The 20,357-nt window shown below is 59.6% G+C and carries 14 protein-coding genes; 9 read left to right on the top strand and 5 right to left on the bottom strand.

The window, feature by feature from the left end:
- Positions 1-218 precede the first annotated feature (218 nt).
- On the top strand, positions 219-1,658 hold the full coding sequence (locus NBH09_RS04810; protein ID WP_250787231.1) for an APC family permease: 1,440 nt from the start codon (positions 219-221) through the stop codon (positions 1,656-1,658).
- A gap of 285 nt (positions 1,659-1,943) precedes the next feature.
- Positions 1,944-3,149 carry an agmatine deiminase family protein gene (locus NBH09_RS04805; RefSeq protein WP_250787230.1) on the top strand — a complete coding sequence of 402 codons (1,206 nt, stop codon included), beginning with the start codon at positions 1,944-1,946 and terminating at the stop codon, positions 3,147-3,149.
- 334 nt (positions 3,150-3,483) lie between these two features.
- Here NBH09_RS04805 and NBH09_RS04800 read toward each other — a convergent pair whose 3' ends face one another.
- From NBH09_RS04800 to NBH09_RS04785, 4 genes are all read right to left on the bottom strand, one after another.
- A complete protein-coding gene (locus NBH09_RS04800; protein WP_006234851.1) occupies positions 3,484-4,515 on the bottom strand; it encodes a 3-deoxy-7-phosphoheptulonate synthase in 1,032 nt (343 codons plus the stop codon).
- 578 nt (positions 4,516-5,093) lie between these two features.
- Positions 5,094-6,950 (bottom strand): ABC transporter ATP-binding protein, encoded by a 1,857-nt coding sequence (locus tag NBH09_RS04795; protein WP_250787229.1) that lies wholly within the window; start codon positions 6,948-6,950, stop codon positions 5,094-5,096.
- Positions 6,950-9,316 carry an ABC transporter ATP-binding protein gene (locus NBH09_RS04790; RefSeq protein WP_250787227.1) on the bottom strand — a complete coding sequence of 789 codons (2,367 nt, stop codon included), beginning with the start codon at positions 9,314-9,316 and terminating at the stop codon, positions 6,950-6,952. The genes NBH09_RS04795 and NBH09_RS04790 overlap by 1 nt, the downstream gene beginning before the upstream one ends.
- Complete coding sequence (locus NBH09_RS04785; protein WP_050766108.1) at positions 9,313-9,762, bottom strand: MarR family winged helix-turn-helix transcriptional regulator; 450 nt, start codon at positions 9,760-9,762, stop codon at positions 9,313-9,315. Before NBH09_RS04785 ends, NBH09_RS04790 begins: the two co-directional genes overlap by 4 nt.
- Positions 9,763-10,014: 252 nt before the next feature.
- Here NBH09_RS04785 and NBH09_RS04780 point away from each other — a divergent pair, with 252 nt between their 5' ends.
- From NBH09_RS04780 to grcA3, 4 genes are all read left to right on the top strand, one after another.
- The gene (locus tag NBH09_RS04780) at positions 10,015-10,764 is read left to right on the top strand and encodes an SDR family NAD(P)-dependent oxidoreductase (RefSeq protein ID WP_250787226.1); all 750 of its coding nucleotides are present in this window, start codon (positions 10,015-10,017) and stop codon (positions 10,762-10,764) included.
- 108 nt (positions 10,765-10,872) lie between these two features.
- Positions 10,873-11,892: a 2-keto-3-deoxygluconate permease gene (locus tag NBH09_RS04775; RefSeq protein ID WP_040358952.1), complete on the top strand. Its 1,020-nt coding sequence runs from the start codon at positions 10,873-10,875 to the stop codon at positions 11,890-11,892.
- Between the two features lie 466 nt (positions 11,893-12,358).
- Positions 12,359-14,410, top strand: a complete 2,052-nt coding sequence (gene pflB / locus NBH09_RS04770) for a formate C-acetyltransferase (RefSeq protein ID WP_250787225.1) — start codon at positions 12,359-12,361, stop codon at positions 14,408-14,410.
- Between the two features lie 85 nt (positions 14,411-14,495).
- Positions 14,496-14,747, top strand: a complete 252-nt coding sequence (grcA3, locus tag NBH09_RS04765) for an autonomous glycyl radical cofactor GrcA3 (protein WP_006234861.1) — start codon at positions 14,496-14,498, stop codon at positions 14,745-14,747.
- Between the two features lie 121 nt (positions 14,748-14,868).
- Here grcA3 and NBH09_RS04760 read toward each other — a convergent pair whose 3' ends face one another.
- The gene (locus NBH09_RS04760; protein WP_250787224.1) at positions 14,869-16,158 is read right to left on the bottom strand and encodes an IS110 family RNA-guided transposase; all 1,290 of its coding nucleotides are present in this window, start codon (positions 16,156-16,158) and stop codon (positions 14,869-14,871) included.
- A gap of 470 nt (positions 16,159-16,628) precedes the next feature.
- Between NBH09_RS04760 and NBH09_RS04755 the strand changes: the two genes are divergently transcribed.
- The 3 genes from NBH09_RS04755 (at position 16,629) to NBH09_RS04745 (ending at position 20,181) form a co-directional block, all read left to right on the top strand.
- Positions 16,629-17,639: a LacI family DNA-binding transcriptional regulator gene (locus NBH09_RS04755; protein WP_250787223.1), complete on the top strand. Its 1,011-nt coding sequence runs from the start codon at positions 16,629-16,631 to the stop codon at positions 17,637-17,639.
- A 184-nt stretch (positions 17,640-17,823) separates the two neighbouring features.
- Positions 17,824-19,206, top strand: coding sequence for a family 43 glycosylhydrolase (locus tag NBH09_RS04750; protein WP_117743236.1), 1,383 nt, complete (start codon positions 17,824-17,826; stop codon positions 19,204-19,206).
- Positions 19,207-19,251: 45 nt separating this feature from the next.
- Entirely contained in the window at positions 19,252-20,181 is a 930-nt protein-coding gene (locus NBH09_RS04745; protein ID WP_250787222.1) for a PTS transporter subunit EIIC, read from the top strand.
- Positions 20,182-20,357: the final 176 nt, after the last annotated feature.

Below are 20,357 nucleotides of genomic sequence, written 5' to 3'. Positions count from 1 at the left end.
CGCTGCCATAGATAAAGAACTGTCGGCGAGACGAGGCGTAGGCGGCAAGCGAGAGCGCCGCTCTCGAGGCTCTCGAGCAGCTCTAAGCCTCAAGGCTTCTAAAAGCGCGTTTGCGGGCGGCGGATGCTCGTCTCCTGTCGCCCGCTCACCGAGGCTTGGCAATTGTCTTAATATCTTAAGGGTCTCGATTTGTCCAAGACTGAGCGAAGGAGCTCATCATGAGCGACGGAAAGAAGAAGCTTTCCTTCTTGACGGTCATTTCGACCATCATCTGCGTCGTCTTCGTTTGCGAGGCCGCCGCTCCCGCTGCTGCCATTGGCAACCAGCAGTTCTTCTGGTGGATCTTCCTGATCCTGACCTTCCTGCTCCCTTATGGCATGGTCGTTGCCGAGCTCGGCACCACCTATGACGGCGAGGGCGGCATTTACGACTGGGTACGTTATGGCCTGGGCGACAAGTGGGGCGCCCGCATCTCGTACTACTACTGGGTTAACTACCCGCTGTGGATCGCCTCGCTGGCTACCATGTTCCCCGACATTCTGGGCATGGTCTTTGGCGTCGAGTTCAATCTGATCGCCAAGTTGGGTATCGATCTTGCCTTTGTGTGGATCGTCTACCTCATGGGTCGCTCCAAGGCGGCCGACTCCGAGTGGGTCCTGAACGGCGGCGCCATCATCAAGGTTGCCGTTGCCGTTATCGTCGGCGCTTTGGGTATTTGGTATGCCATGGAGAACGGTTTTGCGAACGACATGTCCGCTACCACCTTCCTGCCCGAGCTCACCAACACCAACGCGCTCGGCTACCTGTCGATCATCATCTTTAACTTCATGGGCTTCGAGGTCATCTGCACCATGACCGACGATATGGCCGATCCCGCTCGCGATATCCCCAAGGCTATCATCGTTGGCGGCCTGTCTATCGCCGTGATCTACCTGTTCGCTGGCTTTGGCATCGGCGCTGCTGTGCCGGCCGATTCCATCGATCCCGACTACGGCATGATCTATGCTGTCCAGACCATGGTGGGCGACTCCATGATCTTCAAGGTCATCTGCATTGCCTTCCTGATCACCCTGTTCGCCAACATGGCTGCCTGGTCCTTCGGCGTCAACTCCGTTGCTCGTTATGCTGCCGAGCATGGCAACATGCCCAAGGTCTTCGCCTCGATGATCTCGGACGACGACATGCCCAACGGCGCCAACCTGGTCAACGCCATCGTCGCCTCCCTGGTGCTGTGCCTGCAGCTCGTTCCTATCGACGCCATCTCCAACGGTGTCTTCTGGATGCTCTTCGGTACCTCCGTTGTATTCCTGCTGCTCACCTATATCCCGATGTTCCCGGCGTTCCTCAACCTTCGTAAGAACGACCCTAACCGTGCGCGCATCTTTACGTTTCCGTTTAAGGGCGCCATGATGAAGGTCATGCTGGCTATTCCCTGCATCGAGCTGATTCTGGCTATCGTTGCAACGCTGATTCCGTTCTCTGTCGATGAGATTGGCGATAAGGTCCCGATGATCGTTATCTTCATCGTGCTTTTGCTTATTGGCGAGGTTGTCCGCGTCGTCAGTGCTAAGGGTCGCGAGACCGAGTACAAGGGTCTCACCCCCGAGCTGGCTGCTCAGCGTCTCGCTGAGGAGGCCGCCGAGGCCGAAGAGGACTAGAGCACCCGGATTCGGGGCTCCAACCCTCCTCGCTACTTGACCATTCCCCGGGGTGGGTGTGAACGATAGCTCTGGTAACCACCGCCCGCCCCAATCTCTCTTCCGTATCCTTCGTGCGTTTTGTCTCCGCGCGCCAGGTTACGTCGTCGCTTGCCGGTGCGACTCCGTGAAAACCGGCGCCGGGCGCCCCGACCTTTGCCGGGGAACGGGCGTCCGCCACCTCTTGGTTTTAGGCTGCGGGTAACCCGCCTGCAGCAAGCGATCGTTCGATTTGGAGGAAATCTTATGCGTACGATCACCGAGTCCGAGTCCACCCCTAAGGCCGACGGCTACTTTATGCCTGCTGAGTTCGCTCCGCAGGATCGCGTGTGGATGGGCTGGCCCCATCGCACCGATACCTGGGCCCATGGTGCCAAGCCGGCTCAGAAGCAGTATGCCGCCATCGCCCGCGCCATTGCCGAGTTCACCCCGGTTACCATATGCGCCAACCAGGCCGACTACGCTAACTGCAAGGCCGTCTTTGATGAAGACGAGAACGTCACCGTTATCGAGATGACCAGCGACGACGCTTGGTTCCGCGACACCGCTGCCACGTTTGTTATCAACGGCAAGGGCGAGAAGCGCGCCAACCACTGGCACTTCAACGCTTATGGCGGTCTTGTCGACGGCCTGTACTTCCCGTGGGACAAGGACGAGCAGGTCGCCCTTAAGATTGCCGAGCTTTCTGGTTGCCGTCGCTACCGTCCCGATGACATGATCCTCGAGGGCGGTTCCATCACCGTCGACGGCGAAGGTACCGTGGTCGTGACCGACCAGTGCCTGCTTTCCCCGGGCCGCACCTGCTCTGCGGTTCTGGAGGAGGAAGAGGATCCCGAGTCCATCTGGCCCAAGTTCAAGAGGAAGTTCGAGCCCTGGAGCGAGGAACTTCGCGCCTATATGGACGAACACCTCAAGGATTATTTGGGTGTCGAGAAGGTCATCTGGGTCAAGGAGGGCATCGACCCCGAGGAGACCAACGGTCACATCGATGACGTCGCCACGTTCATCGCTCCGGGCGTCATGGCCTGCATCTGGACTGACGATCCCGAGTATCCGTTCTACGAGCAGTGCCACGCCATCTACGAGACCCTCTCCAACGCCGTTGACGCCAAAGGCCGCAAGATGAAGGTCTACAAGCTCTGCATGCCCGTGAACCCGCTGTTCATGGACCAGGCTTCCTGCGACACCATCGACGCCGACGAGAACGCCGAGCCGCGCGTCGCCGACGAGCCGCTGATCGCCTCCTACATGAACTACCTGGTCACCAACCACGGCGTTATCGTCCCGCAGTACGGCGACGAGAACGATCAGCTTGCCGTTGACACGCTCCAGAAGATCTACGACGAGGTCTGGGGCGAGGGCGTCTACAAGTGCGTCGGCGTTCAGTCCGAGCAGGTCGTCTTCGGTGGCGGAAATATCCACTGCATTACTCAGCAGGAACCCTCGGCGTAACTGTCTGTCTTCCCGAGGCACGGCACCTTCCCGTTCATTCGTCGCTTGCGTACCCAAAGTACGCGGCGCACCTCTTTCACGGGAATCTGCCGCACCTCAGAAACCCAGCCGGTCAAGCGGACTGACGTAGCTTGTTACCGCATTAGTCATTGGTGCCAACCCTGGCAACGATGCAGGTCGAAAAACGTCAGCGAAAACCCGCCAGAGCGAGCAAGGTGCCTTGAAGCGAGGCGGCATTGACCTTTTGGTCAATGCCGTCGAAGCTGAAAGGCAGATTGCCGTTCTGGCGGGTTTGCAGCGTCGAGTCGTTACGCGGTTTGGTAAAACCGCGTAACTAAATACGTTCCGCGATCTCGTGGATGAGGTAGTCGGTCTTTTCCCAGCCCAGGCACGGGTCGGTGATCGACTTACCAAAGACGCCGCCGTCGACCGGCTGGTTGCCATCCTCCAGGTAGGACTCGATCATAAAGCCCTTGACCAGCTTGGAGATTGACTCGTTGCGGCGGCAGCTGTCGAGCACCTCCTTGCAAATGCGATACTGCTCCAGCGGACGCTTGCCCGAGTTGTCGTGGTTGCAGTCGATGACCGCTGCCGGATTGGCATAGCCGGCGTGCTCGGTATAGCGCTCGGCCAGGCGCTCCAGGTGCTCGTAGTGGTAATTGGGGTAGGTGCGACCGTCGAGGCCGATGTAGCCGCGCATGACAGCGTGCGCAAGCGGGTTGCCGTCGCACTCGACCTCCCAGTTGCGGAAGATGAAGCTCTGGTGCGCCTGCGCGGCGTAAATGGAGTTGAGCATAACGGTGGTAGAGCCGGCAGTGGGATTCTTCATGCCGACGGGTACCGAAATGCCGCTCGACACTAGGCGATGCTCTTGGTTCTCGACCGAGCGCGCGCCCACGGCAACATAGCTCAGCAGGTCAACGAGGTACTGGTAGTTTGACGGATAGAGCATCTCGTCGGCGGTGAAGAAGCCCGTTTCCTCAATAACGCGCAGGTGCATATGGCGGATGGCCTTGACGCCCTCGAGTAGGTCGTCGGGAGCCTCGGGGTTGGGGTTGTGCAGCAGTCCCTTGTAGCCGGTGCCCTTGGTACGCGGCTTATTGGTATAGACGCGCGGAATGATGATGAGCTTGTCCTTGACCTCCTCGGCGGTCTTGGCCAGACGATTCATGTACTCAAGTACCGAGTCCTCGCGGTCGGCAGAGCACGGGCCGATGATGAGCACCTTGCGTGCGTCCTCGCCGGTAAAGACTTTGGCGACCTCGGCGTCAAATGCCTGCTTTTTGGCGGTAAGCTCGGCTGAAAGCGGCATTTCCTCGCGGATCTCCATGGGGATCGGCAGCCTGCGTTTGAATTCCATGGCCATAGGGGCCTCCTCAATCTATAGAAAGAGCAATAAGCGTACTGTTGAGTGTTCGGCATTATCCGCTGTCGCACGCTAAAGTGCAAGCCCTTGTTACCCCGAAACCTGCCAAAAAGGGACAGGTTTATTTTGGCAGGTTTTATCTGGGTAAACGTCGGCGGATGTCGGGAGGGAGTGGCACCGCGCGCGACCCTAAGGCTGTTGCCGGTTCCCCAGGAAACACCCCGCGGGCAAAAAATGCCAAATATGAGTACGGTTGTTATCTTAGTATCATATCGGTCTAGCAAGATAATAGACAAAGTGAAAAATATGTTCATTAACGTTGGCACGCAGAAGCCCGCTAACGGGCGTTTTGATTAATTTGAAGGCGTATAGAGGCCGCAAGGAGGTCGTTTGAGGCTGTTTTGGCTGATACTAAAAAAGTAACAGTACTCATATTTGCCCTTTTTTGCCCACGGGGCCTCGAAGGGGCTGTCAATCAGGTCCCAGGGGAGGCGGCTCAAGGGCCGCAGAACAAAAACGGGGGCGCAGGTTGTCCTGCGCCCCCGTTCTCGGGCGTTATTCGTTCCCTGCGGCAGAATTTACGCCGCTTCGTCGAACTGCGAGTTGTACAGGTCGGCGTAGAAGCCGCCCTGGGCGAGCAACTCGTCGTGCGTGCCCTTCTCGACGATGTCGCCGTCGCGAATTACCAAGATCACGTCGGCGTTGCGGATCGTGGACAGGCGGTGCGCGATAACAAAGCTGGTACGGCCCTGCATCAGCGCATCCATGGCACGCTGAATAAGCTCCTCGGTACGGGTATCGACGTTGGAGGTCGCCTCGTCCAGAATCAGCGCCGGGCGGTCGGCCAAAATGGCACGGGCGATGGTCACGAGCTGGCGCTGACCCTGCGACAGGTTAGTGCCCTCCTCGTTGATCATAAAGTCGTAGCCGCCGGCGAGCGTATGGATAAAGTGGTCGCAGCGTGCGGCACGTGCAGCGGCTTCGACCTCGGCATCGCTCGCATCGGGGCGTCCGTAGCGGATGTTTTCGCGGATGGTGCCGTTAAACAGCCAGGTATCCTGCAGCACCATGGCAAACTCGCCGCGCAGCGCCGCGCGGTCCCAGTCGCGCACGTCGACGCCCTCGACACGCAGCGAACCGTCGTCCACATCGTAGAAGCGCTGCAGCAGCTTGATGAGCGTGGTCTTGCCGGCGCCGGTGGGACCGACGATGGCGATGGTCTGGCCGGGCTGCGCCTCGCAGCTAAAGTCGTGGATGATGGTCTTGTCGGGCGTGTAGCCAAACTTGACGTGGTCGAACTCCACGTGACCGGGGCGCTTCTCGGGAATCTGCGCGTCGGCCTTCTGCTCCTCCTCGGGCGCGGCCAGGAACTCAAAGACGCGCTCGGTGGCAGCGGCCATCGACTGCATCGTGTTGCTCACGTTGCCCAGCTGCTGCACGGGTTGCGTAAAGTTGCGAACGTACTGGATAAAGCTCTGGATGTCGCCGGGCGTGGCATTGCCGGTCAGCGCGAGCTGTGCGCCCACCACGACGACGCCCACGTAGCCCATGTTGCCCACCAGGCTCATAAGCGGCATCATCAGGCCCGACAGGAACTGCGAGCGCCAGCCACTAATAAAGAGACGGTCGTTTTGACGGTCGAACTCTTCGATTGAGGCCTCGGCGCGGTCGAACACCTGAATGACGTTCTGGCCGGCAAAGTCCTCCTCGATAATGCCGTTGACGGCGCCCAGAACCTGCTGTTGCTCGCGGAAGTACGGCTGCGAGAAGTGAATCATTACGGTCAAGATAATCGCGGCGGCCGGCAGCGTGAGCACGGTGACGCCGGTAAGCGGCAGGCTGATCGAAAGCATCATGACGAGCACGCCGATAATCTGCGTCACCGAGGTGATGAGCTGCGTCACGCTCTGGTTGAGCGACTGGCCCAGCGTATCGACGTCGTTGGTGATGCGGCTGAGCACGTCGCCCTTGCTGTGGCCGTTGAAGTAGCTCATCGGCACGACGGCAATCTTGGCGGCGATCTCCTTGCGCATACGGTAACAAATCTTTTGCGTGACGCCGGTCATGAGCCAGCCTTGGATGAGGCTGCAGACAGAGCTTGCCAGATACAGGCAGAGCAAAAAGCCGAGCGTCTTGGCAATCCAGGCAAAGTCAACGTCGCCGGTACCGTTTACCTTGGCAACCAGGCCCTCGAACAGTTTGGTGGTAACCTGGCCGAGCACCTTGGGCCCCACAATGTTAAAGATGACCGAGCACACGGCAAAGGCGACGGCGGTAAACACGGCAATCTTATGCTGACCGATATAGCCGAGCAGCTGCCTCATGGTGCCCTTAAAGTCCTTGGCCTTTTCGCCGCGACGCATGCCGCCCATGCGGCCCATGGGACCGCGCTGGCGGGTGGGCTTGGGAATCTGAGTCTTGGTCTCGTCTGCCATTAGCGCTCGCCTCCTTCCATAACGGCTGCAATTTCTTCTTGGGTGAGCCCCAGCTCCTCGGCGGAAAGCTGCGACTGTGCGATCTCCAGGTATGCCGGGCAGTTGTGCAGCAGCTCCTCGTGCGTACCGGTGCCCACCACGTGGCCGTCATCGAGCACGATGATCTGGTCGGCGTGCATGATGGTCGCGATGCGCTGGGCCACGACCACGAGTGCGGCGTCAGTAACGTTTTTGGCCAGCTCTTCGCGCAGGCGAGCGTCGGTCTTGTAGTCGAGGGCGCTAAACGAGTCATCGAACACCACGACCTCGGGCTTTTTGGCCAACGCGCGGGCGATGGCCAGGCGCTGGCGCTGGCCGCCCGAGACATTGGATCCGCCCTGGCTGATGGGGGAGTCGTAGCCGCCCTCGCGCTCGGCGATAAAGTCCTCCGCCTGGGCGACGCGTGCCGCCTGGCGCATATCCTCGTCACTCACCATATTGCCGGCAAACTTGAGGTTGCTCTCGACGGTGCCCGAGAACAGGCGACCCTGCTGCGGGATATAACCAATACGGCGGCGTAGCTCGGAAAGGGTCATGTCACGCACGTCGATGCCGTCGAGCGAAATGCTGCCGCCTGTGACGTCGTACAGGCGCGGAATCAGCTGCACGAGCGTGGACTTGCCCGAGCCCGTGGAGCCAATGATGCCGAGCATCTGACCGGCATGCGTGGTGAAGTTCACGCCGCTGATGACATCGGCGCGGGCATCGGGATACTGGAAGCTCACGTCGCGGAAGGTGAGTTCACCGCGTGACGCGCTGGTCGCGGGCAGTTTGGGCGAGGAGGGGTCGTTGATGCTCGTGGGGCAGGTGATGACCTCTTCCACGCGCTCGGCTGCGACCTCGGCGCGGGGCAGGATGACCGAAACCATGGTGAGGATCATAAACGCCATGACGATCTGCATGGTGTAGGAGATAAACGCCATCATGTTGCCGACCTGCATCACGCCGTCGGACACGCCCTGCGCGCCAAACCAGACGATAAGCACGGTGATGCAATTCATGACCAGCATCATGAGCGGCATCATAAAGCTCATGGCGCGGTTGGTGTAGAGCTGCGTGGTCATTAGGTCGAGCGAAGCCTTGTCAAAACGCTCGAGCTCATGCTCCTCGCGGTTGAACGAGCGGATGGGCATCAGGCCGTCGAGCAGCTCGCGGGCGGTAAGGTTCACGCGGTCCACAAAGCTCTGCATCTTTTTGAACTTGGGCATGGTGAGGCCCATAAGCACGCCGACGACGGCCGAGACCGCGATGATGGCCACGGCGATGGTCCACTCCAGACCGGTATGGTTGGCCAGGACGCGCATGACGGCGACGATGCCCATGACAGGGGCCATCAGGCACATGCGGATAAACAGGGTTGCGGCCATCTGGATCTGCTGAATGTCGTTGGTGCAGCGGGTGATGAGCGAGGCCTGGCTAAACTTGCCCACCTCGGCCGGCGAGAAGTGCATAACCTTGTTGAAGGTCTCGCGGCGCAGGTCGCGGGCGATGGAGCAGGCGGTGCGCGAAGCCACGGCACCGGTCAGGATAGTGGCGACGAGCGACACCAGGCACAGCCCAAACATCGTGGTCGCCATGCGGCTCAGGTAGGCGTTCTGCACGTCGGCGGGGTCGATGCCCTGCGCCTTGTACTCGTCCTGTACATAGCTCACGGCGCGCTGCGTGACGATGGAGCCCGACATGGAGCCCATTTTGTCCGCCATTTGGTTGGCGCCCTCGACGAGCTTGCCCTGGTCGATTAGGCCGCCTTCAACGCCTAGACGCAGGCTCTTCATGGTGATCTTACCGCCGTCGGCATCAATCTGCTTTTGCATGTTCTGCGCCGCCGCGGCCTTCTGCTGTATCTCGGCGAGCTGCTCGGGCGTCATCGCTGCCATTTGCTCGGGGGTGGGCATGGCCTGGGCAGCGTTGTCGTCTTTCTCGCTGGACGAGCCCATCATGTCGCCCATGGAGTTGGCGTCGATGCCCTGGTTGAGCGAAAGGACAACAGTCTCGGGCAGGCTCATAATGTCGGCAATCTTGCCTCCATCGGCACGCTCTTCCTCGGTGCCCTCGTACGTTCGAATGTCGTTTTTGTCAGCCTTGCTAAACACGGCCTCCACAGCCTTGGCGTCCTTGGCGCTCATAAAGAGTTCGAGGTCGTCGAGCGATTCGGCGCGGATGGTGTCGGGTACGGGCGACGCGATGCCGCCTTGCTGCACACCCACGTCGACGATGTCGCTCATATAGGTAGGCAGCGCCAGATCGGCGTTGCAGCTGATTACGATAAGTACGATAGCTGCGAACAGTGCCAGGATATGTTTTTTAAAGAGCTTGAGAATCCTCACTCGGCATCTCTCCTTTCTTGATTGCGGTCGATAATTTCGTTGGCACGTCTAAGAAGGCGCACCATCTCTTGGGTATCTGTTTCGCCAAGCTGCTCGAGGAAGGCCGCGGTGCGGTCCTCGAATTCCCGACGTTTGATTTCGATAACCTGGAATCCTTTGTCGGTCACCGTGACGTGTACGCGACGACGGTCGGTCTTTGAGTGCTCGCGCTCGACCCAGCCCTTGGCCTCGAGGGCGCGCAGGATATTGGCGATGCGGGCGCTCGAGACCCAGGCGCGATCAGCGAGTTCGCTCGGCGTGAGCGAGCCGCCGGCGCGCATGAGGGCGCGCATGACGGCCATCTCGCCACCCAGAGCCTGGTCGGCAAAGCGCGAAACGCGCTGGTGCATGCTGCCAAACTCGGTAAAGAGCTGACGCCCAAGCTCATGGAAATCGGTATCTTCCACCGAAAACCCCTAACACTAGAAACTATTTTCGGTGGAAGATGATACCCCCATACGCGGGCCTCATACAGTAGGCAATATTAAGAGCTCATTAAGACTTAAAATCATTCAATTGCTAAAGCGTTTCAAAGAACTATCATGCCCGCGGTTAGGCGAGGGGTTGTCACCACCATGACGACTGGGACTCATATAATCGCCACGTGCGATGCTCCAACTTCCCGCAAGGAGACACCTTACATAAAGGGGGATGGAGTCATGGCATTTGACTTCACGGGCAAGACCGCGATTGTCACGGGCGGCACTCAGGGCATTGGCCTCGAGATCGCCAAGGGCATCGTCGCGGGCGGCGGATATGTCGCGCTCATCGCAAGGAACGCTGCTAAGGGCGAGGCCGCTGTGGCCGAGCTTGGCGAGGGCAACAAGTTCTATCAGCTCGATGTCGCCGATGCGCCCAAGGCGCGCGAGACCGTCGAGCAGATTTTTACGGACCTGCCGCAAACCAACATCCTGATCAACTGCGCTGGCGTCATCAGCACCAAGAAGTTCGACGAGATCGATGACACCGAGTGGCGTCGCACCATCGACATCAACCTCAACGGCACCTTTACCATGATGAACGCCGTGTACCCGCACTTTAAGGCGGCCCATGCCGGCACTATCGTCAACGTAAGCTCTGTTGCTGGCAAGATCGGCGGCGGCCTGCTCGGCACCGCGGCCTACGCGAGCTCCAAGGCCGGTGTCAATGGCCTTACCAAGGCGGTCGCCAAGGAAGGCGGCAAGTTTGGCGTCCGCTGCAACGCCGTGTGCCCGTCGCTTACGTTGACCGATATGACCTCGATTCTCTCTGACGAGAACTCTCAGCGCATCATCAACGGTATTCCTCTGGGCCGCGCCGCCCAGGCCAGCGAGCCTGCGCAGATGGTGCTGTTCTTCGCTTCCGACCTCGCCAGCTTCGTGAACGGCGAGATCGGTGACTGCGACGGCGGCATCGTCCTGGACGGGTAATACCCCACGACGATTGTTCGGCGACGGCTCCTGCGACTCGGGACCGTCGCCTTCTTTCTGATATAGGCGCGTGCGGCTACGATTCGCATGCATCCAAAGGAGATATATATGAGTGAATCGACTGCGGTGGAGGCGCCGGCGGCAAAGGAGCCGTTCTTTAAGATGTCCTCCATCCCGGGCGCCAATATCTTGGTGCCGCTTCTGTTGGGCTGCCTGCTCAACACGCTATTCCCCGACCTGTTTAAAACGCTCGGTAGCTTTACGCTTGGCATGACCCAGCAGGGTGCAGGCCCGCTCGTTGGCGCCTTTTTGCTCATCGTCGGTACGACGATTTCGTTTAAGAGTGCTCCCGCCGCCGCTGCACGCGGCGCCATCATCATCGCTGTCAAGCAGATCGTGGTCGTTGCCGTGTCGCTGCTCATCCTTTATGTGTTCAACGACAACCTGTTTGGCATCTCTGCCATGGTGATGCTGGCGGCTTGCACCGGCGCCAACAACGCTATGTACGCTGGTCTGATGGGCACCATGGGCAACGAGGCCGAGCGTGGCGCTGTCGCCATCACCACGCTCGTTGTCGGCCCTCCGGTCACGATGATCGTGCTCGGCGCTGCCGGTCAGGCTCCGATCGGCTGGTCGCTCGTGGGTGCCATTCTGCCGATCGTCATCGGCATTATTCTGGGTAACCTGTTCCCCAGCTTTAAGAAGATGATGGCACCGGCACTTTCCGCCATCATCGTGCTCGTCTTCTTTGCCATGGGCTCGACCATGACCTTTGGCCAGCTCATTAATGGCGGTCTCCCCGGTATTCTGCTCGGCGTGATCTGCTCGGTGGTCTTTGCAATTCCCGTCATCGCGGTCGATAAGCTCACGGGTGGTACGGGTGTCGCAGGTGCGGCCATTTCGAGCTGCGCCGGAGCCAATGTGGCCACGCCTGCTGCCATGGCAAGCGTCAACGGGGCCATGTACGGCGGCGCCGTGCTCGCGACGGCTACGGCACAGGTTGCTGCCTGCGCAATCGTGACGGCTATTTTGACCCCGCTGGTCACCAGCTGGTGCTACAAGCATTTTGAGGGCCAGGGCAACGGCAATAGCAAGGCAACGACCGACAAGGCCGCCGCAGCCGCCTAATGCCAAGCGGCAATCAAAGCTAAAAACTAGCTACGCCACAGGGCGGCCACGGGGGATCCCGTGGCCGCCCTGCAGTTTCTGTAGGGTCTCTGAGACACTTTACCCTGCTAAAGCTGGCATAACAGCTAGAGCGAACGTCGTACAAAGGCAAGGAAAAATAACATACAAATCGGTGAACGGTAGTTGTTCGCGCTCGCATTTCCTGCGGGTTTGTAAAAAACGCTCTTATGATATAAAAAAAGAAACATATAACAGCCCAGATGGAGAGGGTCGCTATGTTATCCTTCTCAGACGGGTGAAATCTTGGGTTTTGGGTTGTAGTTCCAAGGTGGACAAACGTTTTCTCTGCACCAGCGTGTGGTGAAGAACGGAAGAAGCCGGTAGTGCAAGCCGAACATTCAAGAATTCAATAAGCAGCGGTGTGAGAGAGCGCCGCATTACACGTAACTAGGAGCGTGGTTACACAATGCAGGAGGCATGGGAAGGCTTCAAGGAAGGCATCTGGACGGGAGAGGTTGACGTCCGAGACTTCATCCAGAAGAACTACACCCCCTACGAGGGCGACGAGTCGTTCCTCGTCGGTCCGACCGAGCGTACCAAGGAGCTGTGGGGCGAGGTTCTCGACCTGCTGCTTAAGGAGCGCGAGCAGGGTGGTGTCCTCGATATGGACACCAAGATCGTCACAGGTATCGTGAGCCACCCCGCTGGCTACATCGATAACGCCCATCGCGACAAGGAGACTATCGTCGGCCTCCAGACTGACAAGCCGCTCAAGCGCGCGCTGCACGTCAACGGTGGTATCCGCATCGCTTGTCAGGCTGCCAGCCAGCACGGCTATAAGGTCGACGAGAACGTTGTCGAGCGCTACACCTTCGAGCGCAAGACCCACAACGCCGGCGTCTTCGATGTTTACACCCCCGAGATGCGTGCTTGCCGCTCGGCTCACATCATCACCGGTCTGCCCGATGGCTATGGCCGCGGCCGTATCATCGGCGACTACCGTCGTGTTGCCCTGTACGGCGTCGACTACCTGATCAAGGACAAGGAGGCCCAGAAGGCTTCCACCCCGACGGTCATGACCGCCGACAACATCCGCGATCGTGAGGAGCTGCAGGAGCAGATCCGCGCCCTCGGCGAGCTCAAGATGATGGCCGAGACCTATGGTTTCGACATTTCCAACCCTGCTACCAACACGCAGGAGGCCATCCAGTGGATGTACTTCGCCTACCTTGCTGCCGTCAAGGAGCAGAACGGCGCTGCCATGTCCATCGGCCGTACCTCTACGTTCATCGACATCTACGCTGAGCGCGACCTTGCCAACGGTACCTTCACCGAGGAGCAGATCCAGGAGTTCGTGGATCACTTCATCATGAAGCTTCGCATGGTCAAGTTTGCCCGTACCCCTGAGTACCAGGCCCTGTTCACCGGCGACCCGCAGTGGGTCACCGAGTCCATCGGCGGCATGGGTGTCGACGGCCGTACGCTCGTTACCAAGATGAGCTACCGCTACCTGCACACGCTCGAGAACATGGGCACCAGCCCCGAGCCCAACATGACCGTTCTGTGGTCGACCCGTCTGCCCGAGAACTTCAAGAAGTTCTGCGCCAAGACTTCTGTCGCCAGCTCCTCGATCCAGTACGAGAACGACGACCTCATGCGCGTCTATCATGGCGACGACTACGGCATCGCCTGCTGCGTGTCCTCCATGCGCATCGGCAAGGAGATGCAGTTCTTCGGCGCTCGCGCCAACCTGGCCAAGTGCCTGCTGTACGCACTCAACGGCGGTGTTGACGAGGTCTCCAAGAAGCAGGTCGGCCCCAAGTATCGCGCCGTCGAGGGCGATACGCTCGATTACGACGACGTTGTGGCCAAGTACAACGACATGATGAAGTGGCTCGCTGGCGTGTACGTCAACTCGCTGAACATCATTCACTACATGCACGACAAGTACTGCTACGAGCGCATCCAGATGGCTCTGCACGACAAGCACGTGCACCGCTGGTTCGCTACGGGCATCGCTGGCCTTTCCGTCGTGGCTGACTCCCTGTCCGCCATCAAGTACGCCAAGGTCCACCCCGTCCGCGACGAGAATGGCATCATCGTCGACTTCGAGACCGAGGGTGAGTTCCCCAAGTACGGTAACGACGACGACCGCGTCGACCAGATCGCTCACGACGTTGTGCACCAGTTCATGGAGTACATCCGCATGAACGACACCTACCGCAACTCCGTGCCCACGACCTCGGTTCTGACCATTACCTCCAACGTCGTGTACGGTAAGAAGACCGGCTCCACGCCCGACGGCCGCAAGGCTGGCCAGCCGTTCGCCCCGGGTGCTAACCCCATGCACAAGCGCGATAGCCACGGCGCCATCGCTTCGCTGTCTTCGGTTTCCAAGCTCCCGTTCCGCGATGCTCAGGACGGCATCTCCAACACCTTCTCCATCATCCCGAGTGCGCTCGGTAAGGAGGACCAGGTGTTCTTTGGCGATATCGACCTTGATCAGCTGGGCGAGTAACTATTGTTAGTGCTATACTAACAATAACGATTACTGATTAGCGCGCCGGTTTCGGCCGGCGCCTATCAATCGAAGGAGACACATTATGAAGGTTTCTGAAGTTTCCGAGACTCAGGCCGATAACCTGGTCCACATGCTCGACGCTTACGCCGAGAAGGGTGGCCACCACCTGAACATCAACGTCTTCAACCGTGAGACGCTGCTCGACGCTCAGGCTCACCCCGAGAAGTACCCGCAGCTGACCATCCGCGTTTCCGGCTATGCCGTGAACTTCCACACGCTCACCAAGGAGCAGCAGGACGAGGTCATTGCGCGTACCTTCCACGACAAGTTCTAAAGGGTTCAACTCCTGTAGGATTACTGGGGCCGGTTTTGGGTTATTTCCCAAAACGTCCTCGGACATGCAAAGAGGCTCGCTGCGCACTTCGTGCGGCGAGCCTCTTTGCGTCCTGACGCTCCTATTTGGCAAGGTGTTTTTTAGAATCCATTTTGCGCTCGGCCTCGAAGGCCTGCCTGTCCCAATCGAGCGGAAGTCCGGCCTCGACCCATGCCTCGTAGGCCCTCCTTATGGGCTTGAGCTCCCTTTGGCCCCTCTCCAGCATCGAGATGTACTTCTCGCTGGTGCCCAGTATGGACGCCGCCCTCACCTGGCTGACCTTCGCCGCGCGCCTGGCCGCCACGAGCTCCGAGGCGTCCTCGGGCCTCCTGATCTCGTGCGGGCGCATCAGCGCCCGGTACGCCTCCCTGGCCACGTAGCGCTTGAGGCACCTCATGACCTCCCTGTCGCTCTTTCCCCGCCCCCTGGCCCTCTCGGCGTACTCGGCGGTCTCGGGGTCGCGCATGACCCTCTGCCTCGCGATCTCGTGCAGCGCGCTGTTCGCCTGCCGGTCGCCGCCCCTGTTGAGCCTGTGCCTCACGGTCTTGCCGCTCGAGGCGGGGATGGGGCAGGCGCCGCATATCGCCGCGAACGACGCCTCGGAGCGCAGCCTGCCCGGGTTGTCCCCGGCCGCGACCGCGAGCTTGGCCGCGCTCACGGGCCCGCACCCGTACATCGCCAGCAGCGCGGGGCAGTTCTCCTCCAGGGACGCCTCGATCGCGCGCTCCATGTCGAGCGCCGCGTCGCGCGCCGCCGCCCACAGGTCCGCCAGCGCGCCGAGAGCGGCGCCCAGCGCGCCCTCGGCGCGCACGGAGGGGAGCTCCTCCATCAGCCTCGGCCCCGCCATCCCGCGGAACCTCGACCTGAGCCCCTCCGGCGCGGTGGTGAGCAGCGACCTCGCGGTGTTGATCGCCGAGGTCCGCGCCTTCACCGCCCCGGAGCGCGCCGCGAGCATGCAGCGCACCCCGTCGACCCACCCGTCCTGGCTCTTGGGGGTCCCGAGCCTTGAGCCGGACATCGCCGCGCGGGCGGCCCTCTCCGCGTCCGCCTCGTCGCACTTTCCCTGCCCCGGGCGCCTCCTCTGCGTCCTCGCCGGGGAGAGCGCCTCGCGCACGGGCATCCCCAGCGACGCGAGGTGCCTGGTGAGGCCCGCCCCGTAGGACGACGTCCCCTCCATCGCGACGCAGGCCGGCTCCCCGGCCGCCGCGATCGCCCCGGCGAGCGCCTCGTAGCCCGCCGCGTCGGCGGGGAACTGGCGGGACAGGACCTTGCGGCCCCTCAAGTCGAGGACGCACAGCCAGTGCGAGTCGGCGTGGGTGTCGACCCCGCAGAAGACCGGCCCGCGGGCGTCGGGTATCGATTCGTTTTGCATGTCTCGCTCCGTTCTTTCCGTGCTCGCCTGGACCGGGCAGACGGCACACTGACGGGGCGCGATAGAATGCGGTTGTTCGGGTCCGCGGTATCGCTCCATGCTCCTATTAGGTCATGCGGCGGTCTCGGCTCGCCGCGGCCCGCGCGGGACATGTCAGGAAACGAGGGCAGCCCTGTGGGCGCCAGCGGAATGTGGGGTCACCGCGCGGTCCGCATCTGATGGTGTCGACGTCAATGGTATACGGGTGCATCATCGACGTCTTCAATACAGAAAATATCAGTGTGCGGAATGTTTTGGGAGGTAGTCCAAACAGCCCCGGCTGGGGTCCTGTGTAGTCACCCTTTAGGCGGAACTCTCCTAATTATTTGGATGAGTCGTTTACTTACTTGTACTGTTACCGTCTTCCCGCTCTTGTTGGGGTATGCTTTGTTCGTATGTAAACGTATGACATGTTGATGGGGGAGGGTGCTATGGCTCGCGAGGGCGCTCGTTCTAAGGATTCGGCTAAGCCTGGCATCAAGGAAGTTGCAGCGGTGGCGGGGGTTTCGCCTACTACGGTATCTCGCGTGCTTAATAATCGCGGCTATATTAGCCAAGAGACCCGCGATAAGGTCCATGCCGCGATGAAGCGCATCAACTATACGCCCAACGATATCGCCCGTGCCATGCTCAACGGTCGCCTGAATCTTATCGGTATGATCGTCCCCTATGTCAGCAGTCCGTTTCATGCCCAAGTGGTTCAAGTCATTGAGCATACCCTGGCCGAAAACGGTTTTAAGATGCTGCTGTGCAATAGCGCCAATCGACCCGAGCTTGAGCGCTCTTATATCGACATGCTTCGACGCAATATGGTTGATGGCGTCATCGTCAACTCGCTTAATATCGGTGCCGAGGCGTATGCCGAGATGGGCTTGAGTCTGGTTGGTATCGACTGCGACCTTGGCGAAGCCTCTGTTCAGATTGCGAGCGACAGCTATAGCATCGGCGAACTTGCCACGCGTCGCCTGATCGATGACGGATGTTCACGCATCCTGTGCCTGCGCAGCAATAGCCGCATGCGCATGCCTGCCAATAAGCGTACCGATGCCTACCTCGATGTTGTTGAGCAGGCCGGTTTGCCCGCGCTTGTCCGTGAGGTTGAGTTCGTTAAGCCCGACGACGAAAAGAGCGCGGTCGTTGCGAAGATCCTCGATGAGAACCCCGATATTGACGGCATCTTTGCGGGAGACGACACGATGGCGGCTATCTGTCTTAACGTGATGAAGCAGCGCGGCTTGAGCGCTCCGGGCGATATTAAGGTCGTGGGCGCGGATGGTGCCCGCCGCACTATGACGTTTATGCCTGACTTAACAACCGTACGCCAAGATATCGATCGCATCGGAGAGCTCGCGGCGCAATCCATCATTGCTCTTATTAACGGCGAAAAGCCCGAATCGAATATCAAGCTCCCCGTTGAACTCATTGAGGGTAAAACCGCGTAGTTCATCCCGTGCCAAAAGAATTCCTCAAACACCTCTGATGACCGTTCGCCGGCATATGTCAACCGTTTGCCGACGACTGGAACTGCGAAAAGACGTATTGGTGTGAAAACGTTTGACATATGAAAACGATTGACATATCTTGCAGTTGTACCGAGTTAGTATCTCGTGAGAAAGGAAGTCTCGGATGCACAAGGTGTATTACCAGCCTGAGGGAATTTGGGTAGGCGACATCATGCCGTACGGCGAGGACGGCACGTTCTATCTCTACCATCAGCGTGACACGCGAAACCCCGGACCTTTCGGAGAGCCGTTTGGCTGGGCACTCGCGACAACCAAGGACTTCGTCAATTACAAAGACTTTGGCGAGAGCCTTGAGCGTGGCGGCGACGAGGAAGTCGACCAGTATGTTTATGCCGGCACGGTGTTTAAGGTGGGCGACAAGTACCATGCGCTCTACACTGGTTGCAATCGCGATAAGGTCAAGGCACGCTTGATGAAGCAGGTTCTTCTTCACGCAACGAGTGACGACGCCGTCAAGTGGGAGAAGAACATCGCCGAGACGCTGCTTCCGCCCCAGGAGGGTTACGATGACCGCAACTGGCGCGATCCCTTTGTGCTTTGGGATGAGGAGAACGAAGAGTACATGCTCATCCTCGGCACGCGTGTGGGCGAGGACAAGCGTCTGATGACCGGTCGTCTGGTCAAGTTCACCTCCAAGGACCTGGATACCTGGGAGTTCCAGGGCGACTGGTGGAATCCGGGCCTGTACACCATGTTCGAGATGCCTGATCTCTTTAAGATGGGCGACTGGTGGTATCTGGTGTTCTCCGAGTACAGTGATGGCAACAAGACCCGTTACCGCATGTCTCGCTCTATCAACGGTCCTTGGATCACTCCTGCGGACGATTCCTTCGATGGCCGCGCGTACTATGCCGCGCGTACCGCATTTGATGGCGAGCGCCGCGTTCTCTTTGGTTGGGTTCCTACGCGTGACGAGGGCGGTGACCCCAGCTCTTACCTGTGGGGTGGCACCTTTATGCCTCTCGAGATCGTTCAGCGTGCTGACGGAACGCTCGGCACCAAGCTCCCCGACAGCATGCTTGGCGCCTTTGGCGAGGCTAAGGCAGTCGAGGCCTTTGAGCTTTCCTGCGAGTCGGGCAAGGTCGAGCAGGTGCTCGCCGCGGATGCCGGTTCCACCTATATGCTCGATGCCGACATCGAGCTCGCCGGTGACGCTGCCGGCTTCTCGGTGAAGCTTGCCGAGGACGCCGAGTCCGGTCTTGCCTATGAGTTCCGCGCCAACCTGCGTGAGGGCAAGCTCGAGTTTACGGCGGCCCCCCAGTATCCGTGGTTCCAGGTCAACAACATGGGCCTCGAGCGTCCGTTGTTCTTCAAGGGCGAGGGCACTCATCATGTGCGCCTGGTCGTTGACGACGATATCGCGACCATCTTTGTCGATGATGTTGCGCTTAACGCGCGCTTCTGCAATAAGCAGGGCCAGGGTGTGGCGCTGACGGTCACCGACGGTACGCTCAAGTGCGCAAATGCAACGATCGCGTCTCTGTAATGGCATCAAAACGTCTTATGATTTCGTAAAGGAATGGAGAGGAACATGGACTACAAAGTAGTGTCTCAGCAAGTCGTCGATAACGTCGGCGGTTTGGAGAACATCGAGGGCGCCACGCATTGCGTTACGCGTCTGCGTCTGGTGCTCAAGGATACGAGCAAGTACAACAAGGCCGAGCTCGAGAACATCGATGGCGTCAAGGGCGTGCTGTACAACAGCGGCCAGCTCATGATCATCTTCGGTACCGGTACCGTCAACAAGGTCTACGATGAGTTTATGGCTCTGACGGGCGTTAAGGAGATCAGCGCTTCCGAGGTCAAGGGCGCCGAGGCGGACAAGAAGGGCAAGTTCTTCTCGGTCCTCAAGGTATTCTCGGACATCTTTATCCCCATCATTCCCGCCTTCGTCGGCGCCGCTATCATCATCGGCCTTAAGTCGCTGATCGTTGCCAACGGCCTCTTTGGCATGGAGGGCAGCCTTGCCGATCACAGCGAGTTCCTCAAGAACCTCGCAAGCTTCTTTGCCATTATCGCCACCACGTTTGACTACCTGCCTGTCCTGGTTATGTACAGCGCGGTGAAGCGTTTTGGCGGTAACCCGATTCTGGGCATCCTCGTCGGTATCGTCATGGTTCACCCGAGCCTTATGAACCGCAACACGTTCGTTATGGACCCGACGGGTGCTGAGTACTGGAACTTTGGTCCGCTCTCCATTCCCATGGTTGCTTTCCAGGGTGGCGTGTTCCCTGCAATCCTGACTGCCTGGTTTATGGCCAAGGTCGAAAAGATTGCCCAGAAGTACATCCCCGAGGTCGTTTCGTTCGTCTTTGTCCCGACCGTTACCCTGATTCTTGCTAACGTCGCCCTGTTCATCGTGTTCGGCCCGCTCGGCAACCTGATCGGCGACGTCCTCGCCGGCGTAATCGATATCCTGTACAACAGGAGGTTGATTTCCGATCTCAGCCGAACACATTGAGCAAATAGGCCGTTCCCGCACCTAGCCGAACGCCCCCGCGGCCCTCCCGGGGCCCGGGGGCGCCGTTTTCCCAGTTGAAGGAACGGTGGAGATGTGTTTCGATGGGTCCGGTGGCCATGCTCCGCCCGCCGCCCGGCACCTCTTCCCAGACTCAGCCGGACGGTCGGTCCGTCTAT

The organism is Collinsella sp. BG-O-102, assembly GCF_023656745.1.
Taxonomy (GTDB): domain Bacteria; phylum Actinomycetota; class Coriobacteriia; order Coriobacteriales; family Coriobacteriaceae; genus Collinsella.
The sequence above is the reverse complement of the archived record's forward strand: the minus strand, read 5'-3'. Positions and strand labels throughout refer to the sequence as shown.